The organism is Halomonas sp. Ps84H-12 (assembly GCF_024124725.1).
Taxonomy (GTDB): Bacteria; Pseudomonadota; Gammaproteobacteria; order Pseudomonadales; family Halomonadaceae; genus Vreelandella; species Vreelandella aquamarina.
This window is the reverse complement of sequence record NZ_JAMXSJ010000035.1, coordinates 1-21530: the sequence shown is the minus strand read 5'-3', so window position 1 is coordinate 21530 and position 21530 is coordinate 1. Positions and strand designations below refer to the sequence as shown.

Here is a 21530-nt window from a genome sequence, read left to right as displayed (position 1 = left end):
TAAGATACCCGGCCTATGCGCGTGTTTTCTAATCCGGTCGGTGCCGGTTCACTCTGGTTCGATAATTTGGTCACGGCGGATGGTGTGCCGGTGGCCTACGACCCCCAGGCGCGGGCGTTCATTCCCATGCCGCCCTTCTGCGCCAACCGCGAGGTGATTGGCTGTAACTGGATTGCCCCGAAGCAGGGCGAGTTCTGTCGCGCCTGCGCGATGACCGCCCTGGCGCCAGACCCTTCCATTTCCGATGCGATACCCCATTGGGCGCACACCGAGGCGGCCAAGCGCTGGGTCATCGATAATCTGGCCGCTGGCACTGGTTTCGCCCGGAAGACCCGGGCGCGCCGCCGGTGTTTCATATGTTGGCAGAAGGCGGTACGCCGGTACCCATGGGACACGTGGGGGGCGTGGTGACGATTAGCGTGGCGGAAGCGGATGCCGTGCTGCGCACCACCCGTAAAGAGGCGCTGGATGAACCCTACCGCACCATGATTGGCCATATGCGCCATGAAATCGCCCATATGCTGTGGTGGCGGCTTAGCCTGCGAGAGGATTTTCTGACGGCCTTCCGCGAGACGTTTGGCGATGAGCGGGAAGACTACCCGGCGGCGCTGCAGCGCCACTACCAAAACGGCCCGCCGGCGGATTGGCAAACGCGCTTTCTTTCCACCTATGCCTCTTCCCACCCCCACGAGGATTGGGCAGAAACCGCCTCGCACCTGCTGCACCTGACGGATATCACCGACAGCTTCGTATCGTCGGGCATGACCTCGCCCGCGCTACCGGACGACCACAACTGGGATGCCTACGCAGAGCCGGACGCCGAGCGGCTGATACATATTGCGGCCTCTTTGGTAGCGGGCGTTAACCATGTCAACCGTTCGATGGGGCTGTCGGATCTCTACCCATTCGTGCTTTCTGACGTGGCGCTGCGCAAGCTGGCATTCGCCCACGACTGGCTGCGGCGTGGGGCGCAAGAGCTGTAAACCACGTGCGCTTCGCTCGATGCGGTTTAGTGAAGGCTCAGAGTTTCGATCACCGCTGCCACCTGTTGGCGGGCCTCCCCTTGCAGGGTGTTCAGCGGCTGAGGCAGGCAGGGGGCGCTCACGCGGCCAGTGAGTTCGGCCATGGTCGCCACCACCCGCAGGCTGCCACCATAGTCGTGATAGAGCGCCCATAGCGGGGCCAAGGCGTCGGAACGGGCTTGGGTTTCTTCAGTGTCGCCCGCTTGGGCGGCACGGGTGAGCGCCAGCGCGAGTTCTGGATAGAGCCCGCCGATCACCGAGTACCACGCATCACAGCCTGCCAGCAGGCCCGTGGCGGCGGCGGGGTCGCCGCTGATCCCGATGGTCACGTCCTCGGGAATCAGCGCCCGCAGCCGCGCCACGCGGGCGTTGGCCTCGTCTGGATGGTTGGACACCGGCGGAATTTTGATCGAGCGCACCTGGGGCAGCTCGGCAATGCGCCCGTGCAGTTCGTCGCTGAACGTAAAATGCGTGGTGCCAGGGTTGTCGTACACGCACAGCGGTACGCTGATAGCGCGGCTAACGGTGCTGAACAGGTTGAACACATCGTCATCGGTCAGCTTTTGATAAGAAACAGGCGCTAACAGTAGCCCGCTCGCCCCGGCCTGCTGGGCATGTTCGGCATTGGCCAGCACATCCCGGGTGCGCAGCGCGCCAATGCCCACCACCACGGGCACCCCAGCGGCGTTTTCCACGCTCAGCTTGGCCACCCGAGCCCGCTCTTCCACGCTCAAATAGGCGTAGCTTCCGGTGGAGCCCAGCACGCCGATGGAATCCACCTGCGCTTGCGCCAAACGGCTCACCAGCTGGATAAATTCCTGCTCGTGGATGCCCTGCTCGTTCATGGGAGTCAGCGGAAACGCACTCAGACCGGTAAACATGGGGGTGTCCTTTCAGAAATCTTATTGACCGAAACTAAGGCCCAAGCGCAGCGCTTGCAGGCTATCGAGCTGTAACGTGACGTCATCAGAGAACAGCGGGTGGCCTTGTAATTGCACATTGACTGCTGCCTGGGAGCCACGGTAGCTAAGCGTCACGGCAACATTGGCGCTGTCGCTCACCGGGGCCAGCCAATCGTACTCGACGTCATCCACGCTCACCGATGACAGCCCACGGGCTTCTAACTGCTGCTCGACTTCCTTCTCGATCACCACGCCGTAGTAGAAATAGAGTCCTGCGTAGCCCAACCCCAGCAGTACCAGCAATGAAAAGAGCTTGCCCATGGTTTTCCTCTGTTTGAGTACACGTGACGTTATCCCGCCGTCAAACGTGGATGATGCCTGTTTTCTAGAAACAACGGCAAGTTGGGCGTGGTGGATTCAGTAAAACACAGAGCGGGCCATGATGGCCCGCTCTGTGTTTTTGATAGCGCTTTCCCACTTCCTTCAGGCTGGCAAACTGGCATGTTCCTGCTGGGCTTCTCGGCAGCCTCTCACACTTTCCGCCAGCGCTTTGACGAGCCCATGCACCCGCGACACGGCGTCATCGCCGCTGCTGGCGTGTTCGATGCAATCTACCAGCGCGGAGCCTACTACCACGGCGTCGCTGAAGCGGCCAATGGTGGCGGCCTGTTCGGCGGTGCGAATGCCGAAGCCCACGGCAATGGGTAGCGGCGTGTGTTCGCGCAGCTGGTGCACGGCGCTTTCCAGACGCTCGGGTGTGGGGGCACTGCCGCCCGTCACACCCGCCACGGAAACGTAGTAGATGAACCCGGAAGCGTTGGCCAGCACTTTGGGCAGGCGCTTGGCATCGGTGGTGGGCGTAGCCAGGCGGATGAAATCGATGCCGTGCTTGGCGGCGGGCTGGCACAGCTCTTCGTCGTGTTCAGGCGGGAGGTCCACCACGATCAGCCCGTCTACCCCTGCCTGGGCGGCGTCACTGAGAAAACGCTCGACGCCGTAGCAGTAAATCGGGTTGTAGTAGCCCATCAGCACGATGGGAGTCGTGCCGTTTTGTTCACGGAACTCGCGCACCATGCCCAGCGTTTTGGCCTGGGTTTGGCCATTTTTCAGGGCGCGCAGGGCAGCCTTTTGAATGGCGGGGCCATCGGCCATGGGGTCGCTGAACGGCATGCCGAGTTCGATGATATCCACACCGGCCTCCGGCAGCCCGTGCAGCAGGCGGCGGGAGGTCTCGGGGTCCGGGTCGCCCGCAGTGAGGTAGCTGACCAGCGCTGGGCGGTTTTGCTGTTTGAGCGCGGCAAAGCAGCTGTCGAGCCGAGAAGTACGTTGCAAGGTAGGTTGCATGGGAGTCTCCTGTATCGCGCTCATGAATGTGTCATGCCAAAGCGATCGCCCAGATGCTGGGCCACGCTGTTCATGTCCTTGTCACCACGTCCGCTGAGGTTGACCACCATCAGGTGCTCGCGGGGCAGTGTCGGCGCACGCTTGGCGACTTCTGCCAGGGCGTGGGCGGTTTCCAGGGCGGGGATGATGCCCTCCTGGCGGCAGCAGATCTGGAAGGCTTCCAGCGCTTCGTCATCGGTGGCAGAGACGTACTCGACCCGCCCCTGCTCGTGCAGCCAGGCGTGTTCGGGGCCAATGCCGGGGTAATCGAGCCCTGCGGAAATGGAGTGGGCGTCGGTAATCTGGCCATCTTCGTTTTGCAGCAGGTAGGTACGGTTACCGTGCAATACGCCGGGGGTGCCGCCGTTGAGGCTGGCGGCGTGCAGGCCGCTCTTGACGCCTTTACCGCCCGCTTCCACACCGACCATGTGCACGCTGTCATCGTTGATGAACGGATAGAAAAGGCCCATGGCGTTGGAGCCGCCGCCCACGCAGGCAATCAGCGAATCCGGCAGGCGGCCCTGCTTTTCGAGCATCTGGGCGCGGGTTTCGTGGCCAATCACCGCTTGGAAATCGCGCACCATCGCCGGGTACGGGTGCGGCCCTGCCACGGTGCCAATGATGTAGAAGGTGTCGTCGACGTTGGTGACCCAGTCGCGCAGCGCTTCGTTCATGGCATCCTTCAGTGTGCCGGTGCCGGAGGTGACCGGCACGATCTCCGCGCCCAGCAGCTTCATGCGGAACACGTTGGGCTGCTGGCGCTCGATGTCGGTGGCGCCCATGTAGATCACGCAGGGCAACCCAAAGCGGGCCGCCACGGTGGCGGTGGCCACGCCGTGCATGCCTGCACCGGTTTCCGCGATGATCCGTTTCTTGCCCATCTGCTTGGCCAGCAGTACCTGGCCGATGCAGTTGTTGATCTTGTGCGCGCCGGTGTGGTTCAGCTCTTCACGCTTGAGGTAAATACTCGCGCCGCCGAAGTGCTCGGTGAGCCGCTCGGCAAAGTAGAGCGGGCTGGGGCGGCCGACGTAATCACCCTGAAAATAGGCGAGCTGGCGCTGAAACTCGGGGTCGTTTTTTGCAGCGGCGTACTCGTCCTGCAGCTCGAGAATCAGCGGCATCAGGGTTTCGGCCACAAAGCGGCCACCAAAGCTGCCAAACAACCCGTTGGCATCGGGCAAGGTTAAAGGTTGGTTCATCACGACCTCTGCGTTTTGGGTGCGATTTAGGGTTGTAATGACGTTAGCGCAGGCAGACGGGAAGAAAAATCGATAAGATGGCAAACACCTGTGAGTTTTACGCAACTGTTTCAGGAGACCCCATGCAACACAGCCTGCCGCCCTTGAGCGCCCTGCGCGCCTTTGAAGCCACTGCCCGGCTAGGCAGCGTGACCGCTGCTGCCGATGAGCTGAGCGTGACCCACGGCGCGGTAAGTCGCCAGCTAAAGAGCCTGGATGAGTATTTTGGCGTGGCGCTGTTCACAAAGTCCGGGCGCGGGTTGGTACTTACCCACCACGGCGAACGGCTGCAGAGCGGCGTGGGCGAAGCCTTTGCAAAACTGAGGGATAGTTGCACGTTGCTCAAGCATGAGGTGGAAGAAGCGCCGTTTACCCTGGCCTGCCCCGGCAGTCTGCTGGCCCGCTGGCTGATTCCTCGTTTAGACCGCTTGAACCAAGCGCTGCCGGAGCTAAAACTTCAGGTGGTGGTGAGCGATGCCGAGCAGCCTGGGCAGCCGGAAACCAGTGTCACGCTGGCCTTTTTCGAACCGCCCTGGCCTGAAGAGGGTGAATTGATCACGCTGATGCCTGAGGAAATTTGCGCCGTCGCCAGCCCCCGCTTGGCTAGCGTTTGCCAAAACGCTGATCCGGCAACGCTATTTGCCAATAAGCTCCTTTATACCGCCTCGCGCCCCCAAGCGTGGCCCCAGTGGGCAGCCGCTCAAAAGTTGAATGGCAGCACCTTGGAAACGGCTCTGAAGAAGGGCCAAGGTTTCGCGCATCTTTATTACTTAATGGAAGCCGCCGTAGCGGGCTTGGGGGTAGCTATCGCCCCTAGGCTACTGGTGGAGGACGACCTAAACAGCGGCCGGCTAGTCGCCCCCTGGGGCAGCATCGAAACCCCGGCCAGACTTTGCCTATGGCTACCCAAACACACCAACGCCCGCCGCAGCGAAGCGCTGGTGGATTGGTTACTAAGGGAGTTGAAAGGTTAGAGTTTTACTCGGTGCGGATACACCACGAACGCCAGCTTGTTGCCATCGGGGTCGCGCACATAGGCGGCGTAGAAACCGTCGCCATACTGCGGGCGAAAACCCGGTGCGCCTTCGTCGCTTCCACCGCTTTCCAGGGCGAGGTGATGCAGGGTGTCGACCTCTTTGATATCGGCGAATTGGAAAGCGGTCATGGTGCCATTGCCGACGGTGGCCTCGTGACCATCGAAGGGGTAGCCTACGAAGTATTGGGGCACGTTGACATCGTCCGGGTCACCGAATGAGACGCAACTATCATCTTGCCAACAAATATCCAGCCCCATGGCATTGAACAGCGGCGTATAGAACCGCAGAGCACGCGCGAGGTCTTTCGTTCCCACCATGGTATAGGCCAGCATGCGCGTTCTCCTTACAAGCGATGGACATATACAGGTTATGCCATAACGCCAAACAATCGGCCAATCAGCGATGTCAACGCCATGGCCAGCGCGCCCCAAAACAGCACGCGTAAGGCGGCGGTACGCACTGGCGCACCGCCCACTTTGGCGGCCAGTGCACCCAACAGCGCCAGCGACGCCAATGACGCAATGGCAACGAGAGGTATCAGCAGCACTAAGGGTGCCCACCAAGCGACGAGTAGCGGTAGCAGCGCACCGAGGGTAAACATCACCGCCGATGAGAACGCTGCCTGCAATGGCCGCGCTTGGCTCACATCGGTAATGCCGATTTCATCCCGCGCATGTGCCCCCAAGGCATCTTTTTGCATCAGCTGCTCCGCGACTTGGTGGGCCAGCTCAGGCGTCAGGCCACGCTCGACATAGATGGCGGCCAGCTCCTCTTTTTCGTCATCGAAATGGTGCGCTAACGCCTTCCGCTCCATGGCCAAATCGGCCCGCTCAGTGTCCGATTGCGAACTGACTGAGACGTACTCCCCCGCCGCCATCGACATCGCCCCAGCGACTAACCCTGCCACCCCTGCCAGCAAAATATCGCTTTGTGCCGTAGCCGCTGCGGCTACCCCTAAAATCAAGCTGCTAGTCGACACAATGCCATCGTTGGCGCCTAGTACAGCGGCCCTTAACCAGCCCGACCGATGAGAGCGGTGATGTTCCTTATGAATCATGACATCTCCTGAGCAACCTAACTGTTAGCGCTTTCTTTATTCAGTTTAGTTGATTAACGGGGCATCACCCGCAGCAGTTGCCCATCTGGGCTGTCGGTGAGCAGATACACCGCCCCTTCGGGGCCGACCCGCACATCGCGAATTCGGGCATCCCGCTCACCGAACAGCCTCTCTACCTCTTCTGCGCCGCCGTCTTCGCGCAGCCGCACCCTGCGGACCTCACGATTGACCAACGAACCGACGAGTAGATCGCCCTGCCATTCGGGAAACAGTTCACCTTGGTATAGCGCTAGACCGGAAGGTGCGATGGAGGGCGTCCATTCAAGCGCAGGTGGCAGCATGCCGGGATACGCTTCAAACGGGGATACCCGAGCGCCGGTGTAATCTAGTCCCCCAGTGGCAATAGGCCAACCGTAGTTGCCTCCTGGGGTGATCACGTTTAACTCATCGCCGCCTCGTGGGCCGTGCTCGTGGGCGATGAGACGTTGATTGGCGTCATCGAAGACCAGCCCCTGCACGTTGCGGTGGCCAATGCTGTAAAGCGCTGGCAGTGCGTTAGCATCTGCGATGAAGGGGTTATCGCTTGGGGCGCTGCCATCTGGATTCAGGCGCACAATCCCGCCAATATGGCTGGTCGTTCGCTGCGCTTCTTCGCGGTTATCAAACCCATCGCCTAGGGTCATGACCAGGGTATTATCCGCAAGCCACGCGAGGCGGCCGCCAAAGTGGGCATCGCCGCTTTTTGCTGGGTGTACGCGAAATATCTCTTCCACTTGCTCCAAGCGATTCTCCCCGAGCGTCGCTTTCGCCAAGCACGTGTGGTTAGCGCTAGCGGTGCCACAGGCATAGCTAAGATAGAGCTGTTGGTCTTGCTCGAATTGGGGTGATAACAGCACATCAAAAAGGCCCGATTGCCCAGAGGCATAAACGTCGGGAATACCCCCCAGCGACTCCACCAGTGTCTCGCCCTGCGCGCTTAACAGCCGAAGACGCCCAGGGCGCTCGGTGACCAGCATGCGCCCATCGGGTAACCATGCCAGCGACCACGGATACGCCAAGCCCTCCGTTAAAACGTCTATTTGGTAGGTGCTTTGAGCAGGCTGAGCGTCTACCGAAGGTGCCACGGGCAGTAGTAACGCCCCTGCCATCACGGCTATGTTGGCCGCCCCTCGAGCGTTACTCCTGCCACGTGTGAGCACTGCCAATAGCCACCCCGCAAGCCCTGCCGTAGCCAGCATGGCTACCAACCCTAACGGCCCGCGAGTCGCCGCAATCAACGTGGGCATGGGCGCAAAGGCATTCGCCAGCCAAAAAGTGACCCACAGCCCGACCACGGCCGCTAAGGCGTGAATCAGCGCGCGACACTTCCTCACCTTTCGGCGAACTATCAGCGCAGCAGCAACCTGTGACATGGCAAACCCAGGCAGCAGTACGGCTGCATAAAGGGGGGCAAAGTGGATGAGATCTTTCCCGGTAGTCGATGCTCTTACGCTAAACGGGATAGCCACGCCTAACGCTTGTAGTGCTGCCAGATTGATCTGAGTCTGCACCACGCTCCCCAGGATAATGCCTGCTAACAAAGCGATGACAAAACGCAGAACTCGCGCTCCGACGCTGAGCGGTTGGGTCATAACGCACCTCTGTAGTGGTTCTTTTTGATAACGCTATCCAGCAGACTAAAACATTCGGCGATGCTTGGTCGCTTTTACGTTTCCCGTTACTGATTCAACGGTCATTGCACTATTCCCAACGACGCTGCGTGCGTTTGTCATGTGGCGAGGTTAAGGTCGTTACATGACCTTCGTTATGACTCGTTTTCAAGGAGTGTTTATGTCGCGCTATTCCCTGATGACTGCTCTGTTGATGACTCCGATGGTGATCGCAGGCATTGCTACCGCTGCTACGGCGGCAAACGATACGCCGTTGTTACAGCAGCGTGAGGATTTAACTAGTTTCCAGGTGATTGCCCACCGCGGCGCAAGCGGCCACGCACCGGAAAGTACGTTAGCGGCCTACGAACTCGCCCACCGTTGGGGCGTAGACTATTTAGAGCTGGACGCGCAGCTCAGCGCCGATGGCGAGGTGGTGCTGTTTCACGATGACACCCTCGAGCGTACCAGCGACGGCGAAGGCCATATTCACGATTACACCTTGGCCGAGTTAAAGACGCTGGATACGGGGACATGGTTCCACGAGGCCCACCCCGAGCGTACGGAAGAGGAGTATCGCGGTGCGCAAATCCTGACGCTGGACGAGCTGTTCGATCATTTCGGTCATACGACCCGCTATTACATCGAGACCAAATCCCCCGACCTCAACCCTGGCTTGGAAGAAGCCTTGGTCGAACGCCTGGAAGCCTACGACATGATCGAGCAAGGCCGTGTGCTGGTGCAGTCGTTCGACCAAGAGAGCCTGCTCAAAGTGCGTACGGCGAACCCCCATGTGCCGCTCATTCAACTGCTCTGGTACTCCCCAAGCGAGCAGGATAGCGCCACGTTGACCGAGTGGAACGACACCACGCCGGGGGCCGACAGCATCCGAGATGAGGATTTCGAGCGCATTGCCGAATACGCCGTGGGGATTGGCACCAATGCCGCCTACCGGGGCCAAGAGGTCATCGATGCTGATTTTGTTCGTCAGGCGCAGGCACATGGCCTGTCGGTTCACGTGTATACCATCAATGAGCAGGACGAGATGAAGCGGTTGATGGCGCTAGGCGTCGATGGCCTGTTTACCGATTATCCTGATCGCCTGCTGGAGCTCGTCAGCGAGTAAGCCAGGCTACCTACACCACCGTTGATACAGGCCAACGCACGCACGCGAAAGGTGATGTAAATTACCATGACACCCTGGTCAGTTTTTGCCATTGCGTGTCGCTTGCGTCGTTGAATACAGTCGATAAGCGTTTGGCTCTGGCTGCTCTTTTTTGGTCGTACGTCGCAAGGGAGACGCGTCATTTATTCATTCACAGCTAATGGGTGGGCACTCCCCACAGGAGGCATCACGCTGACGTTTGGCCAGCACGGACACCCCTTAGGTCATGCCGTCTAAGAGGCCGCGACGTACGCTGCTGAGCGCTTCCCTGACAGCGCTCATGGCCGTTGGCCTGCTTTTGACCCCCGCGTCAGCCCAGCCCAACGAATTACCGAACACGATCGTTTTGATTGCCCACCCGTCGGTGGGCACTGCCAACGTTAGCCGGGATACCGCGCGCGCCATGTTCGCCATGCGCCAGCGCACTTGGCCCAACGGACAGGCTGCGCAAGTGTACGTGTTACCCAATCGGGACCCGGTTCACGGCCGATTTAGCAAAGAGCAGTTGGGGGTCTACCCCCATCAACTACAGTTAGCATGGGACAGAATGGTATTTTCCGGCATGGGGCAAGCCCCTAACCGAGCACGCGACCAAGCCGACATGCGTCAGCAAGTCGCTAGCACACCCGGCGCGCTGGGTTACCTTGAAAGGGAGTACCTGGATGAGAGCGTCCGTGTCATTTCAATGGAGTGAACGTTCCCTACTCACGTCATGGCTGGCTGCAGGGCTGCTGACGCTGCTGCCCTTGGGCGCTCATGGTAATGACCACCCAAGCGATACGCTGCAGGTACATGGCTTTCTTAGCCAAGCGCTGGTGGTCACCGATGATAACGATTTTTTTGGTGCCAGTAGCGATCACGCAGGCAGCCTGGAGTTCACCGAGCTTGGGTTGAACGCGTCGTTTCGTCCTCACCGTAAGGTTCTGGTGGCCGCCCAACTGTTGAGCCGCCGCGCTGGCGGCGACACCGAGGATGCCGAGCCCACGCTGGATTACGGCGTCATCGACTATCAAATGAGCTCCAATACCTCACGCACGGTGGGCGTTCAGCTCGGACGTTTCAAGAACCCTTTCGGACTCTACAACCAAACCCGCGACGTGGCGTTCACACGGCCCAGCATCTTACTGCCGCAATCTATCTATTTCGATCGCACCCGCGCCCTGGGCCTGGCCGCCGATGGCGTGAGCGTCTATTGGGAAGCCTACACTGACGCAGGCACGCTGCGTTTTCGCAGTGGGCTTGGCCGCCCGCAAACCGGCTCGACGCTCACGCGCCAGCTCTTCAATGGTGCGGCGCAGGATGTCTCGGCGGCAGAGCCTTCCGCGATTGCCCAACTGCTTTTCGAAGACCCTACCGGCCAGTGGGTCGCGGCGCTAAGTACCGCCAAGGTGAACCTCGATACATCGCTTGGCGGCCAGGCTGCCGATTTCGAGTTCCAGCCCTGGATCGCTTCGCTTCAGTACAACGATGAGTACTGGAGCCTAACCGCCGAGTACGCGCGTCGCCAACAGTCCCTCGACGGCGACTCCTTGCCGCGCACCTTCGATATCACCGGCGAGAGCTGGTACGTGCAATATCAGTACCGCTTTACGCCTACCTGGAGCGGGCTGGTCCGTTTCGATCGCTTGATCAACGACACTGACGACCGCTCGGGCCAGCGCTATCAGCAGGCAGGCCTTGGCCCGGCCCATTCACAGTTTGCCGACGACCTGACACTGGGCGTGCAGTGGACGCCCACGCCCAGGCTGATGTTGGCAGGCGAGTACCACGCGGTGGATGGCACTGGCTGGCTACCCAATCAAGACAATCCAGACGCCAACGCCACACGCCAACGCTGGAATATGCTGCTTTTTCAACTATCGCTGCGCTTCTAACCCATGGACCTGATCGGGAACTGCTGTGATGAGTCGGTTTTCTTCTTTACCAGCACGTCATCGGTTTAGCCTCGCTTGGCGGGTCACCGCGCTTAGCAGCCTTCTGTTGCTGACGTTGGTGGCACTGCTCATTTGGCTTGGGCATCACCACCTGACCCAGCAGTTTGCCAATAGCCGCGTGGCCCATCACGAGCGCCAGCAGCGCGAGATACGCCTTGCCCTTCAACGCTCTGCCGATAACTTACGCCAGTTGGCGGGGCTCACTGCTTCAGCAGCCCCCCTCGGCGAGGCACTGTCCATCGGCGATGTTACCGCCATCGATGACGCGCTACGCGATCAGTGGCCACCGCTGCAATTGGAGGCGGGTGTGGACGAGGTCTTTGTGTTCGACCCATTGGGACGGTTGCTCGGCCACTCCGGTGGCAACCACCCCCCGTTAGATATACCCGTCGAGGGCTGGGTCGACGAGGTGCTGTCAAGCGAGGCCCCGATGACCACGCTGCGCTGCGGGCTGACCTGTCAGCAGTTCGCCGCCGTGCCTATTTTATTGGCAGGCAGCAGCATTGGCATGGTGGTGCTGTCTCGTTCGCTGGCTGACGTGACCCGGGAAGCCAGAGAAGTTTCTGGTAGTGAGGTTGCCCTATTAGTGGCGGGCTACACCGGCACGAACCGCTTAGAGGCGAGCCGCCAGCTGCCGGAGTGGAACGGCCACTTGGTTGCCCTTACCAGCCGCGAGACGACGCTGCCTCTGCTGGAACGCGCGGCGCGCTCGGCGCCCATTGCGGAACTGGCCAAACGGCCGCTCAACCTGTCCTACGCGCAGCGCGACTTAGAACTCAGCGCCGTTTACATGGAGAACGATGCCGACTGGCGCAGCACCGGCTATTTTCTGCTGATTTCCGATGTGACGGCGCAGGTCGTCGCGATTCAGAAAGCCACCAATACGCTGCTGCTGCTCGGCGTGGCAGGCTGGCTGCTCAACTGTTACTCCTCGCCATTCTACTGGGTCCCATGGCACGCCTACGTCGAGTGGCCGCGCTGTTACCGGCGCTGGCCAGAAGGGACTTTACGGAGGTACGCGGCAAACTGCCTGCGCGCACGCCACGGCTCTCCAACGAAATCGATGTGGTAGAGCGCGCGACTCGCACGCTGGCGAACCAGTTAGCGAACTTGGAAGCCAGCGTGACCGAAAACAGCCGCCAGTTGGCCGAGCGTATCGACGAGCTGGCTCATGAGAGAGATTTCGTCAACAGTCTGCTAGATACCGCTCAGGTATTTATCGTGGTACATAGCCAGGAAGGGCGTATTCGGCGGATCAACGACTACACCCGCACTCGCTTGGCGCTGAAAGATAGCGAACTCATTGGCCGCCACTTTAGCGATATTTTCGATCAAGCCCGCCACACGGCGCTGCCGGGACGCTTCATGGCAAAAGATGCGTCGTTCGATTCCGCATCGTCCGCGCCACACCAGGAAGAGAAAACCCTACAAACCGCCAATAAACGCTGCTGCATCGTTGCGTGGTACCACTCCGTCCTGCCCGCTAGCCCCCGGGAAGAGGCGCTGTGCATTTCGGTAGGGTTGGACATTACCGAACGCAAAGCAGCCGAAGAGCGGCTGATTTGGTTAGCAGAACGCGACCCGCTCACGGAGCTGTTCAATCGCCGCTATTTTCAGGATGCCCTGCAAAATGCGCTGTTGCACAACGGCGAAGGCGCCATCTTGCTGCTGGATTTGGATCAGTTCAAAGAGATCAACGAGCTCAGCGGCCACCACGTTGGCGATCATCTTCTGCGCGAGGTCGCCGAGACGCTGTTCTTGAACCTTGGCCAGCGCAGCATCATTGCACGCCTGGGTGGGGATGAGTTCGCGCTGCTGCTGGAAGGGGTCAGCAGCGAGCAGGCCATTAGCATGGCGGGGTATATTCATCAGCTGCTAAGCGGGATCGGTTTCCAATCGGCGGGCAGAAAGCACCATATCTCCGCCAGCATGGGCATTGCGCTCTTCCCACTTCACGGGCGCAACCCCGCCGATCTGCTGGCGAGCGCCGACATGGCGATGTACAAAGCCAAGGAGAGCACTCACCAGCGTTGGTATCTCCTATCCCAGGCCGAAAACGCAAAAGACGAGTTACAGGATCGCGTGTATTGGGTAGAGCAGTTGCATCACGCGCTGGAAAACGACAGCTTCGAACTGATGGTGCAACCCATCGTGCGTTTGGCCGATCAAGATATCAAACATTATGAAGTACTGCTGCGTCTTCGCCATCCCGACGGCAACCTGATCGCTCCACAGCACTTCATTGCCATTGCCGAACAGAGTGGCTTGGTGGTACCGCTGGACCGATGGGTCATCCAGCATAGCGTGCAAGCGCTTGGTACGCTGCAAGATCGCGGTATTTCCTTGGCGGTGAATCTGTCAGGGCAGTCGCTGCATGACTTGGAGCTAAAGCAGTATCTAACCGACGAGCTGCAGTGTAGTGGCGCTGACCCTCATCATTTGATTCTCGAAGTCACCGAAACCGCTGCGATCACCGACTTTTCGACCGCACGCAACGTGTTACAAACGGTGCGCGATTTAGGCTGCCGCACGGCATTGGACGATTTCGGTATTGGCTTTAGCAGCTTTCACTATTTGGGCCAGCTACCGGTGGATTACATCAAAATAGACGGCTCGTTCATTCGTAGCTTATTGATCAGTCCCGATAGCCATACCATCGTGAAAGCCATAGCCGACATCGCCAAAGGGTTTGGCAAGCAAACCATAGCAGAGTTCGTCGACCAAGCGCCGCTACTGCCTATCCTACAAGGGTACGGTATTACATACGGGCAAGGCTTTCATCTAGGCAAGCCACTGCCCCTAGCGCAGCTACTGAGAGGATGAACGATGGGGATAACGACAATAAAACCCACCAGGACGCCACCTGATACGCTTCAAGAGAGCACGTTTAGCCCAACGTTTTTCAATGACCACTTTACGTTGCTCATTGCCCAGACCCCAGACGAACAATATCGAGCGTTTGCGCTGCGCCACGCGGTCTTCATCGAAGAACTCAACTATGCCATTGGTAATGAAAACACGCTGAACATCGAGTGCGACGCACACGATCAACACTCACTGCTCTGCTTGCTTCACCATAACGCGACGGGTATCGACGTGGGCTGCGTCAGGGTCGTGTTGATCGAACCCGTCCGTGGTCGACCTTTATGTTCCCTACCGTTGGAAGCGTACTATCCTGCTCCTCTCTTCATGCCTGATACCCATCCACATGCCTTTTCTTCTGACAAAACGTGCGAAGTGTCGCGATTGGCCGTCCACCCCACCGTGCGGAAAAAACCGCTCTCGCGTCCTGAGCTTGCCTCTCAGGACTTCCCTTCGACTTCACCAACGGCTCAAACGCCTTACGAAAGCATCAAAGAGAGCCCGGCCTTGTTGAGTCTTAGCCTCTTTCTTGCCGCCACGGCCATGGTGGGGTTGAGCGGGCGCCACCATGTCTTTGCCATGTTGGAGCCTCGCTTTAGCCGTTTATTGAAAGCGTCCGGACTGCATTTTCAACAAGTAGGTGGGGTGATCAATTATTGCGGCAGCCGAGCGCCCTACTACATCGACCAGCGGGTAGCGGAGGCGCATCTGCCCAAGCGCATCGTCCCGCTGTACCACACCATCAAAACGCAGCTGGCTGTGCAGCTTTTGGCATCGCTCTGCCCCTCTTGCCGATAGACGTTTCCCCTAAACGGCAGGCGTCATGGAGGACGACGTCGAAACGCTAGTGGGCGAGATGCTGGCAAACTTATCGACGAAATACACGAGCGTTTCAGGATGCCGAAAACGGCGCTCGAAGGTTTCCTGCCGATGCTCATCGTCCGCTTGGTAGCGACGCGTCACGTTGGCTAGGTAGTCGTTGCCAGCTTTGACGACGTTGACGCTATTTTCATGCCCCGGCTCCCGGTACACCAGCGTGACTTTCGACTGCTGCTCCAACAGCGTCGCCAGCCGCTTGGCCGCATCACGCTCTTCGTCGGTGGCCCATAACGGCTGGTCGCGGTTACCGTAGTGGTAGAGGAGGACCGCCAGCAGAACAGCGAAAATGCTGCTGGTCAGCATCCAAGTCAACAGTACGCCCGATACCGGCATGGTCAGCATGATGACGAGCTGAATCACGCTACCGACCAACAAGACCGCTGCCAGCGGCCGCCACATGCGTTGGCTCATCATGGCGCGATTCAAGATGTATCCCCACAGCCCCACCACGCCTAGCGCTCCGAAGAACAAGTGCGCCATGGCCAGCGGCGTTCCCCCGCCGGCAAAGATCGCCACGACGCCCATGACGGGTAACAGGCTATAAAGCCCGGCCAGTAGCACATAGGCACGCTGTAGAGACATAGAGGACTCCTTATTTCATGGTAAAGCCGCGTTTCACCAAGAAGTCACGCATATGGGGGCGCAGCTTGCTATCGAATAGAGGGGTTAGGTTGTGCGACCAATCACTGTTTTTATTACCGCTACTACGCGATTGATAGTACGCCTGCATGGTGTCGTCAAAGGCGGCTACATGATCGCTATCCTCAGTGTAGTAGTCCTCTTTCAGAATCGCTTCAACGGGCAGGCGCGGCTTCACTTCCGGCTGATGTGCTGGGTAGCCCAGGCACATGCCGAACACGGGATACACATGGGCTGGCAGGCGCAATAGTTCACTAACGGCTTCCGGGTTATTGCGAATGCCACCGATATAGCAAATGCCCAAGCCCTCGGACTCCGCCGCGACTGCCACGTTTTGTGCCATCAGCGCCGTATCCACGGTGGCCACCAAGAGCTGTTCTGTCATACCGCGTTCGACGTTGGCACCGGTGCGCTCAGACGCTTCCGTAGGTCGCTTCATATCGGCACAGAAAACCAAAAACGCCGCGCTGCTGGCTACGTAGCCTTGGCCTCCGGCCAGCTCCGCGATGGCTTCTCGATTAGCGGCATCTTTCACATGGATCACCGTATATGCCTGTACATGGCTCGACGTTGCCGCCGCTTGGCCCGCTTGAATCAGTTCACGCAGCAGGCCTTGGGGGATCGCTTGATCGGTGAATTTACGAATCGAACGGTGGGCGTTCAGTAGCTTGATGACATCATTCATACCAGTTGCCTCCTGAGTAATCGTCTATTGAGAAAGTTAGCGCTGGCGACGGTTGAACAGGCCCTGCTTACACTCTCGCTGCGCCTCGACGTCGCCGCGAATCTGGGCATGGCTGATCAGCGCAAAAATGAAGGTACCGCCAATGACGTTACCAGCCAGCGTCGGTAGCGCGAACCCGACAACCGCGTCGGACCATGTAATATGGCCATCGAACACCAAATACAGCGCTTCGCTGGTGCCGACGATGATGTGGGTGAATTCACCAATCGCCATGACATAGGTCACGATGATGATCATCCACACTTTGGCTTGATCGGCAGCGGGAATCAGCCATACCAGGGTCGCAATCATCCAACCAGCGAGAATCCCTTTAGAGAACATTTCCATGGGCGTGTTGGCCATCATGTGCTCTCCTAGCGCGATGAACGCCTGGTGCGTCGCTTCGTCGAACATCGGCATGTGCAAAAAAGTAAACGAGGAGAGCGCCGCCCCCATCAGGTTGCCTACCAATACCACGCCCCATAGCCTGCCCAATGCTCCCAGATTGGGTAACGTGGGTCGGCTCATCACAGGCAGAACGGCAGTGACCGTGTTTTCGGTAAATAACTGTTGGCGGGCCAAAATGACGACGATGAAGCCCACGGTATAGCCTAAACACTCGACTAAAAAGCCAATATCGGTTTGCGGCAGATGGGCATGCAGTACGCCACGTGCCACCATGGAGAAACTCATCGAAATCCCCGCTGCAATGGCTGACCATAGCAACGCCATGGAGTCTCTTGAGAGCTCTTTTTGCCCTTCTAGGCGTAAATGCTGATGCACCACGGCCGCTCTGGAAGGCAAATTCGCTTCTCGTGTTTCCTGCTGAGTACCGGACGCCTGGGAGGTGGGTTCGCGCTGGCCGGTCGCCTCACGACCCTGATCCCCCCCTTCAAAATTATCATCCGCTTGATGTTGTTGGTTCATACCGGCTCTCTCCCTGGTGAGGTTTCAGCGTAACGCTATTGTCTAAGATTGGGTAGCTACTCAAGCGGGTTAACGTACGGTGGATAAAAGAATTTTTACGCACTGTTGCACGCGGGATAGCCAAGGCTCGCTATACTGTTTGTAATACTCAGGCCTATTAACGTTGCTAGGAAGCCGATATGTCACACGCCTCTCACACACCGCCCGGTCAGGCATGGAACGCCGGTCGGTATGCGGAACACGCCAGCTTTGTTCCTGACCTAGGTATGGAGGTCGTGCGCCTGCTATCGCCGCAGCCTGGACAGCGTATTTTGGACTTGGGCTGTGGTGACGGTGCGCTTACCGAGCGCATCATGCAACTTGGCGCCGACGTGCTGGGTATCGATGCGTCAGAAGAGATGGTCGCCGCCGCCCAACAGCGAGGGGTGACGGCGCGTGTGATCGACGGCCATCAATTGCCCTTCGACCACGAATTCGATGCGGTCTTCAGCAATGCGGCGCTGCACTGGATGCTCGACCCTCAAGCCGTGCTGGCGGGAATAAAGCGGGCTTTGAAACCCGGCGGACGATTCGTGGCGGAGTTTGGTGGCCATGGCAATGTGGCAGCGATCTGCACCGCACTGATTGCCTCGCTACAGTTTCGCGGCATTAGCTCGAAGGGACGCCACGCCTGGTATTTTCCGACCACACAGGAGTACACCAACCTTCTGCAAACGGTCGGTTTTCGTGTGGAAAGCGTCGAACTCATTCCGCGCCCTACGCCGCTACCCAAAGGCATGGCAAGCTGGCTAGACACCTTTGCGAGTCCCTTCTTTCACGGGTTAGACCCGGACCTGAAAGACGCTATCTTCGACAACACCCTCAACCTGCTGGCCCATAGCCTAAGCGACGGCCAAGGTAACTGGACGGCGGACTACGTACGTATTCGCGTTGTCGCCCACGCTTAAAACGCGCTCCTTCCTATCGATGTCGGCATCCATCATCAGGGCGGCCCTCTAGCCGCCCTGTTTCGTGATGTTCGAGATGGCTGCTTGGCTAGAACTCATCCCAATCGTCGTTGTTGGGCGCCGCCGTAGACGTAGCGGGCTTGGCAGGCGCATGCTGCGGCGGTTGCGCTAATGTGGGTGCGCTGGCCGCTGGCGCTTGGCTACCTTCGGCCAGCCTGAAGGTGGCCATCAGCGTTGCCAACTGGCTCGCCTGAGCTTCCAGCGCGCTGGCTGCCGAGCTGGTTTGCTGCACCAGCGCGGCGTTTTGCTGCGTCACCGAGTCCATTTCCGTCAGCGCGGCATTGATCTGCTCGATGCCGCTATTTTGCTCGCGCGTTGCCGTGGAAATCTCGCCCATCAACGTGGTGACTTGGCGGATGGCATCGACGGTTTGGCTTAGGGTCTCCCCGCTGCGCTCGGCTTGAGTGGCGCCCGTGGTGATTTGCGACGTGGTCTGTTCGATCAGGCCCCGTATCTCTTTGGCCGACTCGGCACTGCGTGTCGCTAGGGAACGTACTTCGCTCGCCACCACCGCAAAGCCACGCCCCTGCTCGCCAGCCCGGGCCGCCTCGACCGAAGCATTCAGCGCCAGTATGTTGGTTTGAAAGGCAATCGAGTCGATCACCCCGATAATATCGTTGACCCGGTCGGCACTGGCGGCGATCTCACGCATGAGCTGAACGGTACGCTCGACCTCTTCACCGCTCGCCTCGGCAGACTGAGACGCCGTGACCGACAGTTGATCGGCCTCTTGCGCTATCTCGGCATTTTTACCCACCGTGGTGGCCATTTGCTCCATGCTCGAGGCCGTCTGCTGCAGCGCCGAGGCCTGTTGCTCGGTGCGCGACGAGAGATCTTGGCTACCCGATGAGATATCGCTGGCACCGCTGTAGACGTGCTCGCTGCTGCTGCGAAGGGACATGACCAGCGTCTTCAGTTTCTCTTGCATGGTCGCCAGCCCGATAAAGAGCTGGCCAATTTCATTATGTCCACGGTCCTCGATACGCCCGGTCAAATCACCGTTGGCGATGCGATCGAAATGGCCGAGCGCCTGCTGGAGCGGGTTCACCACGCCACGCATCATCGCGATACGAATGGCGATCGCCGCCAGCAGTGAAAACAGCAGCAAACCTATCGCCACTGCGCCGCCGATCGTCGCTAAGCGGTCTACCTGACTCATGACCTGCTGGCCGCGTGCTTCGGTGTAGGCCACGAACTCGCCCATCGCGACATCCAGGTCGGCTCCCAGCTCCCCCAACGCCTCCTGTTGGCGCTGAATTTGAAACGGCGCGGCGTCCAAGAGCGGCACGATGCCGTCGGTCACAAAGGCATGGTAGGCCTCGACCACGCTATCACGCCGTTGGGCCAGCTCGCTGCCCGGCGTGACCGGGATCGCCGAGAACTCAGCGAAGCGGGTTTGCGCTGCCGCCACGGCCTCTGCCGCCATGGCTAAGCTCTGCTGCCCTTTGTCAGGGTTGCCTTGGGTACTGAAGCTGGCCGAACGGTCGAGGAAGGTTTGCGCTCTGAGCGCGTTCACTTGAGTACGGTTTGCCAAGTTGGCAAGCCGCACGTTGATATTATTGATCTCGTTGAGTGCTCGATCACTCGTTGTGTTGGTGTAAAACCCCAGTGCACTGATCAAGCCAATCATCACGACGAGCAGCGCCAGGGCCGCCGTCAGGCTCCATTTTATGGAGAGTCGTTTCATCATTCTGTTCCCTTATGCTTTTTTAGTCGTCACCCCACTCATCACGAGGGTAAAGCATCACAGGAAGTAATATGAAGACACTAAGACCTTTGTCTACCAACGAAGATGACATAACGAACGAACAAAAAAGCCCACCGCCAACTTGCGGTGGGCTTGCTGGAGCACGATGGCTTAGGCAGCGGTATCTTTCAACGTCGCCATGTCGATCACGAAGCGGTAGCGCACGTCCCCTTTCTCCATACGCTCGAAGCCTTCGTTGATCTTGTGAATATCGAGCATTTCGATATCGCAAGAGATGTTCTGCTCGGCACAAAGCTTGAGCAGCTCCTCGGTTTCCGCAATGCCGCCGATGAGAGAGCCTGCGACGACGCGGCGCTTGAACACCAGATTGAATGCTTCGATGGCCGGTTCGATGGGTTCTAGAAGGCCGACCAGAATATGCGTACCGTCGTACTTCAGCGATGCGAGGTAAGGGTTCAAGTCGTGTTGAACCGGCACGGTATCGAGCATGAAGTCGAACGTCTCGGCCACGGCGTCCATTTGCGCCTGGTCGCTGGAGACCACCACATGGTCGGCACCGTTACGCTTGGCTTCTTCCACCTTGGCATCGGAGCGCGTGAAGACCGTCACTTCGGCGCCCAATGCCTTGGCCAGTTTGACCCCCATATGGCCCAGGCCACCCATACCAATCACGCCTACTTTATGACCTTTGCCTACACCGTGATGCTTCAGCGGAGAGTAGGTGGTGATACCGGCGCACAGGATGGGGGCTGCTGAGGCTAGATCGATACCGTCCGGCATTTTCAGCACGAAGTGCTCACTGACGACGATGGCGTCGGAATAACCACCCTGCGTCATGGTGCCGTCTTGGCGGTCCGGGCTGCCGTAGGTCATGGTGAAGCCTTCCAAGCAGTACTGTTCGACGCCATCTTGACAGGCGGAGCAGGTGCGGCAGGAATCGACCATACAACCCACACCGACCAAATCACCGGCTTTGAAACGGGTCACGTCGCTGCCCACGGACGTCACACGGCCCACGATTTCGTGACCAGGCACCACGGGATACTGGGTCATGCCCCAGTCGTTGCGTGCAAAGTGCAGGTCGCTGTGACATACGCCGCAGTAAAGGATTTCAATGGCAACATCGTCAGGGCGAGGCTCACGACGATCAAAGGTAAACGGCGCGAGCGGCTTGTCAGCGGAAAACGCGGCGTAAGATTTTGCTTGGCTCATGAAAACTCCTTTTTTGATGCATCCCGCAGAGGCGGAAGGTGTTTTCATTATTGGCTGCCTAGCAGCCTGTCGGTCTTTCCGTTGCACCGTGAGATACTGACCACCGTCATCGCCGAGCTGAGAAGATCGCCATGAGCCGCTTCATCCCTGTGGATCGCCAGACCGATTACCTGCTGCCGCCTTCG

Annotated in this window: 20 protein-coding genes and 1 pseudogene; 9 read left to right on the top strand and 12 right to left on the bottom strand. The window is 59.0% G+C overall.

Annotated elements, in window-relative coordinates; translation table 11 throughout:
- The first annotated feature begins 15 nt into the window (after positions 1-15).
- A pseudogene (locus NH344_RS18385) lies at positions 16-983 on the top strand (putative zinc-binding metallopeptidase).
- A gap of 26 nt (positions 984-1009) precedes the next feature.
- On the opposite strand, the gene NH344_RS15015 reads toward NH344_RS18385, so the two are convergent.
- The 4 genes from NH344_RS15015 to trpB form a co-directional block, all read right to left on the bottom strand.
- Entirely contained in the window at positions 1010-1903 is an 894-nt protein-coding gene (locus NH344_RS15015; protein WP_044628433.1) for a dihydrodipicolinate synthase family protein, read from the bottom strand.
- Positions 1904-1924: 21 nt separating this feature from the next.
- Entirely contained in the window at positions 1925-2245 is a 321-nt protein-coding gene (locus NH344_RS15010) for a hypothetical protein (protein ID WP_253028081.1), read from the bottom strand.
- Positions 2246-2407: 162 nt separating this feature from the next.
- Positions 2408-3268 (bottom strand): tryptophan synthase subunit alpha, encoded by an 861-nt coding sequence (trpA, locus tag NH344_RS15005; protein WP_253028080.1) that lies wholly within the window; start codon positions 3266-3268, stop codon positions 2408-2410.
- A 20-nt stretch (positions 3269-3288) separates the two neighbouring features.
- On the bottom strand, positions 3289-4506 hold the full coding sequence (gene trpB, locus NH344_RS15000) for a tryptophan synthase subunit beta (protein ID WP_253028079.1): 1218 nt from the start codon (positions 4504-4506) through the stop codon (positions 3289-3291).
- 122 nt (positions 4507-4628) lie between these two features.
- On the opposite strand from trpB, the gene NH344_RS14995 reads away from it, so the two are divergent.
- The gene (locus NH344_RS14995; RefSeq protein ID WP_044628429.1) at positions 4629-5519 is read left to right on the top strand and encodes a LysR family transcriptional regulator; all 891 of its coding nucleotides are present in this window, start codon (positions 4629-4631) and stop codon (positions 5517-5519) included.
- Here NH344_RS14995 and NH344_RS14990 read toward each other — a convergent pair.
- The 3 genes from NH344_RS14990 to NH344_RS14980 are packed head-to-tail and all read right to left on the bottom strand — an operon-like array spanning position 5516 to position 8270.
- Positions 5516-5914 (bottom strand): VOC family protein, encoded by a 399-nt coding sequence (locus tag NH344_RS14990; protein ID WP_044628428.1) that lies wholly within the window; start codon positions 5912-5914, stop codon positions 5516-5518. The genes NH344_RS14995 and NH344_RS14990 overlap by 4 nt on opposite strands.
- A gap of 35 nt (positions 5915-5949) precedes the next feature.
- The gene (locus NH344_RS14985) at positions 5950-6639 is read right to left on the bottom strand and encodes a VIT family protein (RefSeq protein ID WP_044628427.1); all 690 of its coding nucleotides are present in this window, start codon (positions 6637-6639) and stop codon (positions 5950-5952) included.
- 53 nt (positions 6640-6692) lie between these two features.
- Positions 6693-8270, bottom strand: a complete 1578-nt coding sequence (locus NH344_RS14980) for a PQQ-dependent sugar dehydrogenase (protein ID WP_052509915.1) — start codon at positions 8268-8270, stop codon at positions 6693-6695.
- Between the two features lie 199 nt (positions 8271-8469).
- Here NH344_RS14980 and NH344_RS14975 point away from each other — a divergent pair, with 199 nt between their 5' ends.
- From NH344_RS14975 to NH344_RS14955, 6 genes are all read left to right on the top strand, one after another.
- A complete protein-coding gene (locus tag NH344_RS14975; protein WP_044628426.1) occupies positions 8470-9414 on the top strand; it encodes a glycerophosphodiester phosphodiesterase in 945 nt (314 codons plus the stop codon).
- Positions 9415-9679: 265 nt separating this feature from the next.
- Positions 9680-10147 (top strand): hypothetical protein, encoded by a 468-nt coding sequence (locus NH344_RS14970; RefSeq protein WP_323133905.1) that lies wholly within the window; start codon positions 9680-9682, stop codon positions 10145-10147.
- Positions 10128-11327 carry a porin gene (locus NH344_RS14965; RefSeq protein WP_228168645.1) on the top strand — a complete coding sequence of 400 codons (1200 nt, stop codon included), beginning with the start codon at positions 10128-10130 and terminating at the stop codon, positions 11325-11327. The genes NH344_RS14970 and NH344_RS14965 overlap by 20 nt, the downstream gene beginning before the upstream one ends.
- Before the next feature lie 28 nt (positions 11328-11355).
- Positions 11356-12459, top strand: coding sequence for a cache domain-containing protein (locus NH344_RS18380; RefSeq protein ID WP_289113679.1), 1104 nt, complete (start codon positions 11356-11358; stop codon positions 12457-12459).
- A complete protein-coding gene (locus NH344_RS18375; RefSeq protein ID WP_338107210.1) occupies positions 12357-14210 on the top strand; it encodes an EAL domain-containing protein in 1854 nt (617 codons plus the stop codon). Before NH344_RS18380 ends, NH344_RS18375 begins: the two co-directional genes overlap by 103 nt.
- Before the next feature lie 3 nt (positions 14211-14213).
- Entirely contained in the window at positions 14214-15047 is an 834-nt protein-coding gene (locus NH344_RS14955; RefSeq protein ID WP_044628425.1) for a PEP-CTERM/exosortase system-associated acyltransferase, read from the top strand.
- A 9-nt stretch (positions 15048-15056) separates the two neighbouring features.
- Here NH344_RS14955 and NH344_RS14950 read toward each other — a convergent pair whose 3' ends face one another.
- The 3 genes from NH344_RS14950 to NH344_RS14940 are packed head-to-tail and all read right to left on the bottom strand — an operon-like array spanning position 15057 to position 17418.
- Entirely contained in the window at positions 15057-15710 is a 654-nt protein-coding gene (locus tag NH344_RS14950) for a hypothetical protein (RefSeq protein ID WP_044628424.1), read from the bottom strand.
- A gap of 10 nt (positions 15711-15720) precedes the next feature.
- Entirely contained in the window at positions 15721-16452 is a 732-nt protein-coding gene (nfsA, locus tag NH344_RS14945) for an oxygen-insensitive NADPH nitroreductase (RefSeq protein WP_044628423.1), read from the bottom strand.
- A gap of 36 nt (positions 16453-16488) precedes the next feature.
- Positions 16489-17418 (bottom strand): formate/nitrite transporter family protein, encoded by a 930-nt coding sequence (locus NH344_RS14940; protein WP_044628422.1) that lies wholly within the window; start codon positions 17416-17418, stop codon positions 16489-16491.
- Positions 17419-17597: 179 nt separating this feature from the next.
- Here NH344_RS14940 and NH344_RS14935 point away from each other — a divergent pair, with 179 nt between their 5' ends.
- Positions 17598-18365, top strand: coding sequence for a class I SAM-dependent methyltransferase (locus tag NH344_RS14935; RefSeq protein ID WP_044628421.1), 768 nt, complete (start codon positions 17598-17600; stop codon positions 18363-18365).
- An 88-nt stretch (positions 18366-18453) separates the two neighbouring features.
- Here NH344_RS14935 and NH344_RS14930 read toward each other — a convergent pair whose 3' ends face one another.
- Both NH344_RS14930 and NH344_RS14925 read right to left on the bottom strand, forming a co-directional pair.
- Positions 18454-20112, bottom strand: a complete 1659-nt coding sequence (locus NH344_RS14930) for a methyl-accepting chemotaxis protein (protein ID WP_044628420.1) — start codon at positions 20110-20112, stop codon at positions 18454-18456.
- Positions 20113-20283: 171 nt separating this feature from the next.
- Positions 20284-21345, bottom strand: coding sequence for an NAD(P)-dependent alcohol dehydrogenase (locus NH344_RS14925; RefSeq protein WP_044628419.1), 1062 nt, complete (start codon positions 21343-21345; stop codon positions 20284-20286).
- Between the last annotated feature and the right edge of the window lie 185 nt (positions 21346-21530).

Excerpts from the sequence above, each read along its gene's own strand:
- NH344_RS15015 (WP_044628433.1), bottom strand. The coding sequence starts at position 1,903 with ATGTTTACCGGTCTGAGTGCGTTTCCGCTGACTCCCATGAACGAGCAG.
- NH344_RS18380 (WP_289113679.1), top strand. The coding sequence starts at position 11,356 with ATGAGTCGGTTTTCTTCTTTACCAGCACGTCATCGGTTTAGCCTCGCT.
- NH344_RS14950 (WP_044628424.1), bottom strand. The coding sequence starts at position 15,710 with ATGTCTCTACAGCGTGCCTATGTGCTACTGGCCGGGCTTTATAGCCTG.
- NH344_RS14955 (WP_044628425.1), top strand. The coding sequence starts at position 14,214 with ATGGGGATAACGACAATAAAACCCACCAGGACGCCACCTGATACGCTT.
- NH344_RS15010 (WP_253028081.1), bottom strand. The coding sequence starts at position 2,245 with ATGGGCAAGCTCTTTTCATTGCTGGTACTGCTGGGGTTGGGCTACGCA.
- NH344_RS14985 (WP_044628427.1), bottom strand. The coding sequence starts at position 6,639 with ATGATTCATAAGGAACATCACCGCTCTCATCGGTCGGGCTGGTTAAGG.
- NH344_RS14935 (WP_044628421.1), top strand. The coding sequence starts at position 17,598 with ATGTCACACGCCTCTCACACACCGCCCGGTCAGGCATGGAACGCCGGT.
- NH344_RS14970 (WP_323133905.1), top strand. The coding sequence starts at position 9,680 with ATGCCGTCTAAGAGGCCGCGACGTACGCTGCTGAGCGCTTCCCTGACA.
- NH344_RS14930 (WP_044628420.1), bottom strand. The coding sequence starts at position 20,112 with ATGAAACGACTCTCCATAAAATGGAGCCTGACGGCGGCCCTGGCGCTG.
- NH344_RS14940 (WP_044628422.1), bottom strand. The coding sequence starts at position 17,418 with ATGAACCAACAACATCAAGCGGATGATAATTTTGAAGGGGGGGATCAG.
- NH344_RS14995 (WP_044628429.1), top strand. The coding sequence starts at position 4,629 with ATGCAACACAGCCTGCCGCCCTTGAGCGCCCTGCGCGCCTTTGAAGCC.
- NH344_RS14980 (WP_052509915.1), bottom strand. The coding sequence starts at position 8,270 with ATGACCCAACCGCTCAGCGTCGGAGCGCGAGTTCTGCGTTTTGTCATC.
- NH344_RS14990 (WP_044628428.1), bottom strand. The coding sequence starts at position 5,914 with ATGCTGGCCTATACCATGGTGGGAACGAAAGACCTCGCGCGTGCTCTG.
- NH344_RS14975 (WP_044628426.1), top strand. The coding sequence starts at position 8,470 with ATGTCGCGCTATTCCCTGATGACTGCTCTGTTGATGACTCCGATGGTG.
- nfsA (WP_044628423.1), bottom strand. The coding sequence starts at position 16,452 with ATGAATGATGTCATCAAGCTACTGAACGCCCACCGTTCGATTCGTAAA.
- trpA (WP_253028080.1), bottom strand. The coding sequence starts at position 3,268 with ATGCAACCTACCTTGCAACGTACTTCTCGGCTCGACAGCTGCTTTGCC.
- NH344_RS14925 (WP_044628419.1), bottom strand. The coding sequence starts at position 21,345 with ATGAGCCAAGCAAAATCTTACGCCGCGTTTTCCGCTGACAAGCCGCTC.
- trpB (WP_253028079.1), bottom strand. The coding sequence starts at position 4,506 with ATGAACCAACCTTTAACCTTGCCCGATGCCAACGGGTTGTTTGGCAGC.